General features: G+C 48.3%; 8 protein-coding genes and 1 other annotated feature. All 8 genes read left to right on the forward strand.

From position 1 onward, the window contains the following. Nucleotides 1-407 precede the first annotated feature (407 nt). The 8 genes from hemB to NST45_RS02965 all read left to right on the forward strand — a co-directional run bounded on the left by hemB (nt 408) and on the right by NST45_RS02965 (nt 12399). Nucleotides 408-1406 (forward strand): porphobilinogen synthase, encoded by a 999-nt coding sequence (hemB, locus tag NST45_RS02930; protein WP_038573042.1) that lies wholly within the window; start codon nt 408-410, stop codon nt 1404-1406. Nucleotides 1407-1488: 82 nt separating this feature from the next. Beyond that, nucleotides 1489-2790: a glutamate-1-semialdehyde 2,1-aminomutase gene (gene hemL, locus NST45_RS02935; protein WP_038573041.1), complete on the forward strand. Its 1302-nt coding sequence runs from the start codon at nt 1489-1491 to the stop codon at nt 2788-2790. Continuing rightward, nucleotides 2787-3722, forward strand: coding sequence for an RluA family pseudouridine synthase (locus NST45_RS02940; RefSeq protein WP_244886386.1), 936 nt, complete (start codon nt 2787-2789; stop codon nt 3720-3722). Before hemL ends, NST45_RS02940 begins: the two co-directional genes overlap by 4 nt. 332 nt (nt 3723-4054) lie before the next feature. Further along, entirely contained in the window at nt 4055-5425 is a 1371-nt protein-coding gene (locus NST45_RS02945; RefSeq protein ID WP_036685134.1) for a LysM peptidoglycan-binding domain-containing protein, read from the forward strand. 194 nt (nt 5426-5619) lie between these two features. Further along, nucleotides 5620-5903: a binding site (T-box leader), on the forward strand. Between the two features lie 103 nt (nt 5904-6006). Then, nucleotides 6007-8706: a valine--tRNA ligase gene (locus NST45_RS02950; protein WP_051491372.1), complete on the forward strand. Its 2700-nt coding sequence runs from the start codon at nt 6007-6009 to the stop codon at nt 8704-8706. Nucleotides 8707-8711: 5 nt separating this feature from the next. Beyond that, on the forward strand, nt 8712-10088 hold the full coding sequence (locus tag NST45_RS02955) for a folylpolyglutamate synthase/dihydrofolate synthase family protein (RefSeq protein ID WP_036685135.1): 1377 nt from the start codon (nt 8712-8714) through the stop codon (nt 10086-10088). Between the two features lie 6 nt (nt 10089-10094). After that, nucleotides 10095-11471, forward strand: a complete 1377-nt coding sequence (gene murC, locus NST45_RS02960; protein WP_036685137.1) for a UDP-N-acetylmuramate--L-alanine ligase — start codon at nt 10095-10097, stop codon at nt 11469-11471. 208 nt (nt 11472-11679) lie between these two features. Next, entirely contained in the window at nt 11680-12399 is a 720-nt protein-coding gene (locus NST45_RS02965) for a hypothetical protein (protein WP_339824867.1), read from the forward strand. Nucleotides 12400-12411: the final 12 nt, after the last annotated feature.

Consider the following 12411-nt stretch of genomic DNA (forward strand, 5'->3'; position numbering starts at 1 on the left):
ACTTATGGAGTTCGGAGTATAATATTTGGTTGTAAACTAACTGGTATGTAGAGAATATGTCGGTAGGTTAATTTGAACAGGTCTGCTTGAGGTTTAGGTTTAGTTGTACTTCATACAATTAAATTTCCTATATATCAGCTAAAGTCGAGTTTAGTTGTAGTATGTACAATTAATTATCCGCTAAATGAGGAATCTTCGCTCTTTTGTAATAAATAACTGTAGAGAATGCAACTAAAGCTTACAATTAGGACAAAACATCGAGATAGTTGCACAAACTACAACTATACGCAGTTAGCCAGTGGTCGGCGGTTTGGTTGCGGCTAATTTGGACTTGGCTGCGGCTAGTTGTGGTTTGCTGCCAGACACATAATTTGGTTTTATATTTTATTTTTCAGGAGGATGAACAAATGAGCTTTCCAATTACACGTCACCGCCGTTTGCGCGGTTCTGCTGGAATTCGTGGCATGGTGCGGGAGACGATACTGAATGTGCTGGATATGGTACAGCCTATTTTTGTGACTTATGGAACAGGTGTGAAGAATGAGATTAGCTCGATGCCGGGCGTGTATCATTTTTCGCTGGATACGTTAAAAGCAGAAGTGGACGAGATCGCCGCACTAGGCATCCCGGCTGTATTGTTGTTCGGGATTCCTGAGACGAAGGATGCTATCGGTTCTTCCGGTTTTGCAGAGGATGGAATTGTGCAAGAGGCTACTCGCTTGATCAAGCACTGGTACCCAGAGCTGTTGGTCGTTGCAGATACCTGCCTTTGTGAATTTACGGATCACGGACATTGTGGAATGGTGCATACGCATACGGTGAATGGTGTGGTACATGGCGATGTTATCAACGATGCTTCGCTGGAGCTTTTGACTCGTACGGCGGTATCCCAAGCAAAAGCTGGAGCAGATATTATCGCCCCTTCCAACATGATGGATGGATTCGTTCACGCGATTCGTGCGGGACTTGATGAGAACGGTTTTGAGCATGTGCCGATTATGTCGTATTCGGTCAAATATGCTTCGGCATTTTATGGCCCTTTCCGCGAAGCAGCGGATTCAGCGCCACAATTCGGGAATCGCAAAACGTATCAAATGGACCCTGCCAATCTGCGCGAAGCGCTCCGTGAAGCAGAATCCGATGTGTTGGAAGGCGCGGATATGTTAATGGTGAAGCCAGCCCTGGCTTACCTAGATGTGATTCGTACGATTCGTGATCAGTTTGATCTTCCTTTGGTGGCTTATAATGTGAGTGGAGAATATTCCATGGTAAAAGCAGCGGCATTACAAGGCTGGATCGACGAGCAAGCCGTTGTGCTGGAAATGCTGACGGGCATGAAACGCGCTGGTGCGGACATTATTATTACTTATTTTGCAAAAGATGCAGCCCGCTGGCTGCGCGGCTAATCTTCATCACACCGACATCGCGGCAGCTAATATATGTTTGTACAAGCTTGTGTAACCAAGAAGAGAATAGGAGTGAAGATACATGAGTAATGTGCCAACGGCGCGTAAAGAGGAAGCGTCCCGGAAGGCTTTTGATGAAGCAAAACAATATATTCCCGGCGGGGTGAACAGCCCTGTACGGGCGTTTAAATCCGTAGGTCTGACTCCGATTTATGTGGATCATGGGATCGGTTCGCGTATTTTTGATATCGACGGCAACAGCTTTATCGACTATGTGCTCTCATGGGGACCACTGATTATGGGTCATGCGCATCCTGAGGTTGTGAAGGCATTGCAGGAGACGGCGGTAAAAGGGACAAGCTTTGGCGCCCCAACGCTACTCGAAACGGAAATGGCAAAAACCGTTGTTGAACGTGTGGCATCTGTAGATATCGTGCGCATGGTTAACTCCGGAACGGAAGCTACGATGAGCGCGATTCGTTTGGCACGTGGTTACACTGGACGCAGCAAGATCTTGAAGTTCGAAGGCTCCTACCACGGTCACGCGGATAGTTTGCTTATTAAGGCTGGCTCTGGTGTAGCTACATTGGGATTGCCGGATAGCCCGGGTGTCCCAGAAGGCGTTGCAATGAATACCATTACGGTTCCTTACAATGATTTGGAGTCCACTCAGATTGCTTTCGAACGTTTTGGCAATGAGATTGCGGCAGTGATCGTAGAGCCAATTGCCGGCAACATGGGCGTTGTTCCACCGCTTCCAGGCTTCCTGGAAGGGCTTCGTAAATTAACCTCTGACAATGGTTCGCTGCTTATTTTTGATGAGGTTATGACAGGCTTCCGTGTTAATCGCGGCTGTGCTCAAGGCTTGTTCGGGATTACTCCGGATATTACTTGTTTTGGCAAAGTTATCGGCGGCGGACTTCCAGTGGGTGCTTATGGCGGGAAAAGAGAGATCATGGAGCAAATCGCTCCTACTGGACCGATTTATCAGGCGGGCACACTAAGTGGTAATCCATTAGCGATGGCAGCCGGATATACTACGCTCAAGCTGTTGACACCGGAAGTATATGACCGACTGGAACAGTTGGGTGCACGTCTGGAAGCGGGTTTGAGAAAGAATTCAATCGAGACTGGCATTCCGCTCACGATCAACCGGGTAGGATCAATGGTTTGTCCATTCTTCACTGAAGGACCTGTAATCAATTTTGAAACGGCTAAGACGAGTGACACGGATCTTTTCCGTCGTTATTTTGGTCATATGGTGAGCCAAGGCATCAGTGTGCCACCTTCACAGTTTGAGGGGATGTTCGTATCGGCTGCACATAGTGAGCAGGATATTGATGATACCATTGAGGGCCATTATAATGCCCTGAAGGCCCTTTGAGCATCGGAGCCGGAGAAACAACCGGTGGTGGCGCTTGGACTCGGCGTGGAGAATGGCTGGAGGTAACACCCGGCAAAATCATTACTGGAGCTGAGGATACGCAGGCGACGATTGATAAGTGGCTGCGAGAAACTGTGGGCATGCCCGAGAAACTTCATCTGCGGTTACGCCGCGAGGGAGGCATTCAGTGGAAAGGTGACCGGCTTCGGCTGGCACTTTTTCCCGATCGTGAAGTGGGGATTGAACCGATATGGGAAGAGCTTGAGGTGCTGTACGAGGATGATTTTTGCCTGGTAGCTCATAAACCAGCTGGGATGGCGGTTCATCCAGATGGCAGTGGAACAGGTGTAACTCTGGATCACCTCGTAGCTGCGCATTATATCACTTCCGGCGAGAGTGTGGCTGTGCGCCATATTCACCGCTTGGACAAAGATACAACGGGTCCGGTGATGTATGCGAAAAATGAGTTCGCACAGTTAGTTCTGGACGAGAATATGCGTGAAAAAAGCATCTCACGGCACTACGCCGCGATCGTCGAAGGCACAGTGCCGCCTGTACTTAAGGTGATCGATGCCCCGATTGGGCGCGATCGGCATCACGCTGCGCGCAGACGCGTCTCGCCCGGCGGACAATCTGCCGTGACGCGAATCATCGAGCGCGAGGCACTGCATGGCGGAAGCCTGGTGCATGTGCAGCTGGAGACCGGGCGGACGCATCAGATTCGCGTCCATCTCAGCCATATGGGTCATCCCTTGTATGGGGATGAACTATATGGCGGCCCGGTTTGGGCTTCCAGCGCTGCCGGCCGCCATGCCCTGCATGGTGAGTCGTTGTCCTTCCGCCATCCTTGGAGCGGAGAACAGCTGGAAGTCAGCGATCCGTGGCCGGAGGATATGCTGCAGCTGCGAGAGCTGCTGTCTGAAGCACCCTGACGGATACGTAAGCAACTAAAGAACAGTAGAATCAGCAAAAGCTGGTTCTGCTGTTCTTTTTCTATTTTTTTCAGAAAAAAAACATCTATCCATGTCTTATTAATAAAAGCAGCATATAATACTTTGTTCTTACGAAGTAGTGCATCTATCAGCAGGCTGAAGGTTTGATGAGCTCTTAAATTCATGAAATTTATTAGCATCCTGTCCGGTTAGTACTACCAAAGTTGTCATGCCTCTCTGTTTGAAGCATATACATGTGGGGAGTAACATTTTGGGCTTATGCTCTGGGCCTGTCTCAGGGTTAGATTATGCCAAGAAGGAGGACATATCCCGTGTTTGATCAGTCCCACGGCTTGCGGTTTGATATTTACGAACGCATTCACCTTTCGGAAGAGCTTCCGGGAATAGCTGAGCTGGAGGAGGTTGAACTACTTCCGGAAATTCAGGTGATTCAGCGGGAGGATCGGGCCGAGTTATATGGTCAGCTGTTGCTTACCGGGCTTTACCGGAGTGAAGATGACCGAACACAACGTCTGGAGCATGCCATTCCCGTCGAAATCACTGTTCCGCTTACACGCGTCAGCTCGATTGAAGATATTGGGGTGGAGATCGAGAATTTTGATATTGATCTGCTCACGATGCGCACTGTGAATATAACAGGCGTACTATCGCTGCGGGGGATCGGTAGTACGGATCCTCAACCTCAACCGGCCTGGCAGCAAGAGGAGTATACAGTCGCCTATTCTCCTGTTAATGATGACAGGGTGATAGAAGCAACTGCTGAGCACCAAGAACACGAAAATGATACCCTTTATGAAAATTCACAGTGGACCTTTGGTGAAGATGCATCACAGGTTGCTGTAGAAGAACATGAACAGGCCGATGCGGCTGAGGACGCACAGGAGTTACTAGTCTCAAGCGGAGCGGCTCATACGTCCCCTGTAGTCAATTTCTCATCCGCTCAGGAGAAGGACAAGGGCGCAAAAGCCCGGACACATAGTCTAGAGTCACAAGCAGAGGATGCCAAAGCGGGTTTATCCGATTACTGGTTTAAAGCCGAGCCACAGATCAAGGAAGCTGAAGTGTCCCAGCTGAATCAAGCAAGTTATGTGAGCGAAGAGAAGCAGCAGCCGGAAGAGGAATATTCTTTTGCTTCTAGAGAGACCGTTGTTCCAACGGCTAGTGCAGAAGCGAATCAAGATATACCTGTATTTGCTTCTGAGAGTGAGGCTAATCATGAGCTTCATGAACAGGATGAGAATGCTGAACCCATCCATGAGAATGTGAACGAAGTTTTTGTTTCACAAGAGAGTGTGGCTTCTCATGAGGAGAAACAAGATCTTAAGATCGCCTTGGGCAGTAAAAAAGAAGCAGAGGTTCCGGAAAAAGAACATCTCACCTTCTCCTCTTTACTAAGCTCCAGTCGTGTCCGTAAAGAGCAGGAAGCTCTGCAGTCGGAAGGAAACACATCTGCAGCAGTGGACGTTCCAGAGGTTGGTAATAATACGGAATGGAAGAGCAGATTCATTGCCAGCGCGGACGGAGCTAACATGTTCCGCAAAGTTCGGCTGTGTATTGTACAGCGTGAAGAAACACTGGATACCATTGCAGAGAAGTATCAGCTAAGTGCGCGGGAGCTGGTGATGTATAATCGCTTGTCCGGGCAGAGTGTAGAGGAAGGCCAAGTGTTGTACATCCCGTAATCGAATCGTGATGCGTACACACATGAATAGGTGAATCCCGATCAGGTATTAGGGTCGGGATTTTTGCTGTTTCATTGTTGGAATGAATGCTTCAGAAGAAATAAGTCGAAATTCAGCCTAAAGTCCCGCTGCAAAGGCGTATCCAGGTTGACTAGGGGGGGCTCAAAATGTATTATGGAGTAAGCAATATCTAAGTAAAGACTGGGAACGGGAAGAGTAGGCGGTCAGCCCTTCAGAGAGCGGAATTGCAAGTGCTGTGACATTCCGTAGGAAACAGCCCCCGAAGTCGCCCCGGAGTCGCCCTTCTGAGCTTATCTTCATATCTATGAAGGATAAGTTAGGTTGTGGCCGGTAGCAGCCGTTATCTGTACGAGTGTCGCGCTAAGCTTCTGAATCCGTTGGGTAAGAAGTGTAGTTTTATTTTTCATTGGCGCGAAACAAAGGTGGTACCGCGAAAGAATGACCTTTCGTCCTTTGAGACGAGGGGTCTTTTTGTTTTTTTCAGAGACCTGTGCGCTCTATACAGCAACTTTATTAACAACTATAAGCAACTACAAGTAAACTAGTGGAGGTATCAGAGAATGGCTGACCAAAACCATCTAACAGCGGCAGATGCTGCCGCTACGAATGAATCTAAAAACGAGATGCCAACAACGTATGATCCGAAGGCAGCAGAACAGAAATGGTATTCCTACTGGACAGAGGGCGGATATTTCCGTGCAGGCCAGCGTCCGGATGCTCAAGCCTATAGCATTGTGATCCCGCCGCCAAACGTAACAGGAATGCTGCACATCGGGCATGCGCTCGATTTCACATTACAGGATATCCTGATTCGTACCAAACGGATGCAGGGCTTCGATACGCTTTGGTTGCCAGGTACGGACCACGCAGGTATTGCAACACAAACGAAGGTAGAGCAGAAGCTGCGCGAGCAGGGGATTTCTAGACATGACCTCGGACGTGAGAAGTTCCTGGAGCAGGTGTGGGATTGGAAAGACAAATACGCAAACACCATTCATGAGCAGTGGGCTAAAATGGGACTTTCCCTTGACTACTCCCGCGAGCGTTTTACCCTCGATGAGGGTTTGTCGAAGGGAGTTCGCGAGGTATTTGTTAAGCTTTATAATAAAGGCTTGATCTACCGCGGTAAACGTATCATCAACTGGGACCCGGCGGCTCGTACGGCGTTGTCGGATATCGAGGTTGAATATAAGGAAGTTAACGGTCATCTGTACCATCTGCGTTACCCACTTAAAGATGGCAGCGGACATATCACTGTAGCGACCACACGTCCGGAGACGATGTTGGGTGATACGGCAGTTGCTGTTCATCCTGAGGATGATCGTTATAAAGATCTGATTGGCAAAACGCTGATCCTGCCGATTATCGGCCGGGAGATTCCAATTATCGCTGACGAGTATGTAGATAAAGAGTTTGGCAGCGGTGCAGTTAAGATCACGCCAGCTCATGATCCAAATGACTTCGAGGTAGGTCAACGTCATAATCTGCCGCAGATCAACGTAATGGATGAGAGCGGCACAATGAACGAAGAAGCAGGACCTTACCAAGGTCAAGACCGGAGTGAATGCCGTAAGGCCATCACGGCGGATCTGAAGGAGCAAGGCGTTCTGATCTCTATTGAAGATCATGTGCATCAAGTTGGACACAGTGAACGTTCAGGAGCGGTTGTTGAGCCGTACCTGTCCACACAATGGTTCGTGAAGATGCAGCCGCTCGCCGAAGCTGCCATCAATGCACAGAAGGATGGTAATGGGGTTAACTTTGTACCTGAACGGTTCGAAAGAACCTACCTGAACTGGATTGAAAACGTACGCGACTGGTGTATTTCCCGTCAGCTTTGGTGGGGACATCGTATTCCGGCTTGGTATTCTGAATCTACCGGTGAGCTGGTTGTGGCGAATGATGAGGAAGAAGCGCGCCGGATCAGCGGCCTAACCGACTTGAAACAGGACGAGGATGTTCTGGATACTTGGTTTAGCTCCAACCTCTGGCCGTTTGCAACCCTAGGCTGGCCGAATGAAGACAGCGCAGATTTCAAACGTTACTATCCGAACGATGTGCTCGTAACGGGCTACGATATTATTTATTTCTGGGTAGCGCGGATGATCTTCTCGGCACTGGAATTCACGGGAGAGAAACCATTCTCCGACGTATTGATGCATGGTTTGGTACGGGATGCTGAAGGACAAAAAATGTCCAAATCACTCGGCAACGGCGTAGATCCGCTTGAGGTTATCGAGAAGTACGGGGCAGATGCTATGCGTTATATGATTTCTACCGGCAGCACAGCGGGTCAGGATTTACGATTCCGTTGGGAAAAGGTAGAGCAGGCGCGTAATTTCGCTAATAAGATCTGGAATGCGTCACGCTTCGCCCTTATGAATCTTGAAGGAGTTAGCTTCGAGAATATTGACATTACTGGTGAGCTAAGTACGGCTGACCGTTGGATTTTGCACCGCCTGAACGAAACTTCTCGTGAAATTACGCGTCTAATTGACTCGTACGAGTTCGGCGAGACCGGCCGCCAGCTGTACAACTTCATTTGGGACGATTTGTGTGACTGGTATATTGAGTTCGCGAAGCTGTCGCTTTACGGAACGGATGCCGCAGCCAAAGCGAAGACACAGTCCGTACTTGCTTATGTACTCGACCGCACGATGCGCTTGATTCATCCGTTTATGCCGTTTATTTCGGAGGAAATCTGGCAGCATCTGCCGCATGAAGGAGAGACAATTACTCTGGCTGCATGGCCTGAGTATGATGCTGCTCTGGAGAACCCGCAAGCGGTAGCGGAAATGAACCTGCTGATGGATGTAATCCGGGCAGTTCGTAATATCCGTGCTGAAGTGAACGTACCGATGAGCAAGAAGGTTGAATTGATTATTAAAGCGAGCAATGAAGAAACGCTGAGCATCATTACTCGTAACGACAACTACATTGGACGTTTCTGCAATACCTCTTCTTTCGAAGCTGGTCTGAATCCGGAAACGCCAGACAAGGTAATGTCCGCTGTAGTAACGGGAGCGGAACTGCTTCTGCCTTTGTCGGGGCTGATTGATATTGAACAAGAAATCGCTCGTCTGGAAAAAGAAGTGCAGACGCTGAACAGCGAAGTAGAACGCGTAGAGAAAAAGTTGAGCAATCAGGGCTTCGTAGCCAAAGCTCCCGCAAAAGTTATCGAAGAGGAGCAGGCGAAGCAGGCGGATTACTCCGCCAAACGTGAGAAAGTACTTGCCCGCATAGCAGAGCTGAGAGGATAAGAGACATGGATGACCTAAATCGGGGCGGGAGCACCGCCCCTCTTGCGACATATACCGAAGCGGTTAACTGGATCAAGGGCCTGATTCCGTTTGGAATCCGGCCAGGTTTAGACAGAATTGAGATGTTGATGGACAAGCTGGGAAACCCGCACCGTCGGCTGAAATTTATTCATGTGGCGGGTACGAACGGCAAAGGCTCTACCTGTGCCTTTTTGACAAGCGCACTTTTGCAAAGCGGCTATTCCGTCGGCACCTTCACGTCTCCGTATATTACGAAGTTCACGAACAGGTTCCAATATAATAATACGGACATTCCTGAAGAAACTCTTCTTGAGCTAGTGAATACCCTTCGTCCTTTGGTAGATGAGATTGCAGAAACGGAATTTGGCTCACCAACGATGTTTGAGGTAACTACAGCTGTGGCTATTCTATTTTTTGCGGGTGTTTCTTGTCCGGATGTTGTCGTATGGGAGACTGGGCTTGGGGGAAGGCTGGATGTAACGAACATCGTTACTCCGATCGTGTCGGTGATTACAAATGTTGGCCATGACCATATGGATATTTTGGGAGATACGCTTGAGAAGGTTGCAATGGAGAAAGCCGGAATTATCAAACCCGGTGTACCCGTTGTTAGCTGCGTAAATCAACCGGAAGTCGTGGCTGTACTCAAGGAGAAAGCGGCGGCTTGCCGCTCTACTCTTTATCTTGCCGGAGAAGATTTTAGCTATGAAGCTACTGGAATCCATGCGGATGTGCAGACTTTTAACTTTAAGGGTCCCTTCCGTTCGCTTGAACTTGGGATTGTGATGAAAGGCGAACACCAGATTAGCAATGCGGCGGGAGCCATGATGGTTCTTGAAGTTTTGCGCCAGTATATGGCGTTCATGCTAGAGGATGAAGATGTTTTGGAAGGATTGCGTCATGCATTTTGGGCTGGAAGGCTGGAAGAGGTAAGTAAATCTCCGAGGATCGTACTGGATGGAGCACATAATCCGGAAGGCGCGGAGAGCCTTGCCAAAAGCCTGCCACAGCTCTATAAATACGGTAAATTAAATTTACTTATGGGAATGATGGCAAATAAGCATCATGAATCCTACTTTAAGCATATACTGCCTATAGTGGATACGCTCATCCTGACCGAACCGGATTTCCAGAACAAAATGGACGCGGAGCATCTGCAGGTTATCGCAGAAAGTCTGCGGGATAAATATGCCAAGGAAAACTTGGTAATCATAGTAGAACATAATTGGGGAAAAGCGCTGCAACAACTGAAGTCGATTACAGCGGAGGATGACCTTGCCGTCGTATCTGGTACGCTGTATTTGATTTCTGACGTGCGCGGTACACTTTTGCAGCAACCCGATACTGAAAAAGGCTGGTGACGACTGTTGGATACTACTGAACGTGTGCATTTTATAGGGATCGGCGGCTACGGTATGAGCGCGATTGCCCGAGTAATGCTAGAAATGGGATATACGGTTACGGGCTCCGATGTGGCTGCCCAAGAATTGACGGATAAATTGATTGCTAAAGGTGCCAAGATTTATATTGGGCATACAGCAGAACAAGTAAAAGGTGCGGATCTGGTCGTGTACTCTACGGCTTTGTCCAGCGATAATGTGGAATGGGTGGAAGCAGAGCGTCTTAAGATTCCAATTCTGCACCGCTCACAAATGTTAGCCCGTTTATTGAACGAACGTAAAGGGGTAGCCGTTGCCGGAGCGCATGGTAAAACAACTACCTCCTCCATGATCGCGCTTGTAATGGAAGAGTGTGAAGTTGATCCTACGTATATTATCGGCGGAGAGATTATGAATGTCGGTACGAATGCAAAGGCAGGACAAGGCGATTATGTAGTGGCGGAAGCGGATGAGAGCGATGGCTCTTTCTTGCACTATCATCCTTGGCTTGGAATTGTCACGAATGTGGAAGCAGATCACTTGGAGAATTACGGCGGAGATTTTAACCGTCTCAAGGCTGCTTACGTACAGTTTATGAACCAGACACGTGAAGACGGCACTGCGATTGTGTGTGCAGATGACGAGAACGTGATTTCTTTATTGCCTGAAGTGTCAGGTAAGGTGATTACTTACGGCATCAAGTCGAAGACAGCAGATTATATTGCAACAGACATCGTTCTTGGCGACCGTCAGGTTTCGTATACGATGAACCATAATGGCGTAGTATTGGGACAAATTGAACTGTCCGTGCCAGGTCAGTACAATCTGTATAACTCAATGGCTGCGGTTATCGCTTGTTTGAAATCAGGAATCTCTTTTGAGAAAATCGCTGAAGCGATAGTGAAATTCCATGGTGCGAAGCGCCGTTTTCAAGTGCTCGGAGAAGTCGATGACATTCTGGTCATCGATGATTATGCGCATCACCCAACTGAAATTCAGGCGACAATCAGTGCTGCTAAGGCAACGGGGAAACGGATTATTGCCGTATTCCAGCCTCAGCGGTATACACGTACGTTCTTCCTGCTAGATGCCTTCAGCCGCGCCTTTAGCGAAGCAGATGAAGTGATCATTACCGACATCTACTCTCCGGCAGGTGAGAAGCAGATTGAGGGGGTTACATCTGCGAAGCTGGTTGAGCTTATTGTGCAGAACAGTAACGCTGGCGCAAGACATCTGCCAACCAAAGAAGATGTGCTTGCTGATCTGAAACCTCGTATTGCCCCAGGTGACCTGGTGATTACGATGGGCGCAGGCGATATCTGGAAGGTTGGATACGCATTGGCGGACGGCTTGAAGAAGCGTTAATACAAACACAGGCCTACACGAGAATATTCATATTCTCTTGACCATAGCACTTCCCCCGAGCTCCGTGCAGGGGGAAGTGCTTTTTTGTATACTTAAGCGGTGTATGTACATTCTAAAAAATGAAATAAATAGGGTATTTGCTGAACCGGCCATTGAGTGCTATAGTGCTGTCAGTAGAGGATCAATTTTTCCGTGTAGGTGGTGACTCATGGACTCCCAGCTTGATATCAAAACGTTAGTGTATTTATTTATTTTTGGAAACCTATTTATATTGGTGCTGATAACCAATTACCGGAGGAGCGCTCCTAAAGACAGGGCATCCACATTATTCATACGCTCTAAGGCGGTGCAGCTGCTCTTCTGGTGTTCATTATTATTATGGGGCCATATTCCCCGTGCGTTATCCATTCCACTTAGCAACGCTTTGATTCTTCTAGGCTGCTGTCTGGAGATTATTGCTTTACTGCTGATGATGGGCATTCTTGGGCAGCGGATAAAGTTGTATTACATAACGCTTTCCATACTTAGTTCGATTACTTTTAGTATTGTTGCCGTCTTCTTCCATCATTCCAGCTGGCGCATAGCCTGCACCTCACTATGGTCGATACTTTTTATTGTCTATCCAGCTTACCACCTCACGGTGAACCCCAAAGGCACCCCTCTTCAGAAGATACTCGGAATATTATTTTACGCTTTTGCAGGGATTATGCTGCTCCGCGCGATTGTTGCACTGATCTGGGAGCCAGAGATGAACGTGTTCACAACTAATCTTTCGCAGTATTTATATTACCTGGGGATGTATTTATTATTGATTGTGGGAGCCGCAGGCTTTATTCTACTTTCTAACGAGCATTCCTTTGTAAAACTGAAACGAATCGCTAGCTACGATGATCTGACTGGAATCCTTAACCGTGGAGCATTTCTTTAGGAAGCTGAGGTA

The organism is Paenibacillus sp. FSL R7-0163 (assembly GCF_037969975.1).
GTDB lineage: Bacteria > Bacillota > Bacilli > Paenibacillales > Paenibacillaceae > Paenibacillus_AQ > Paenibacillus_AQ odorifer.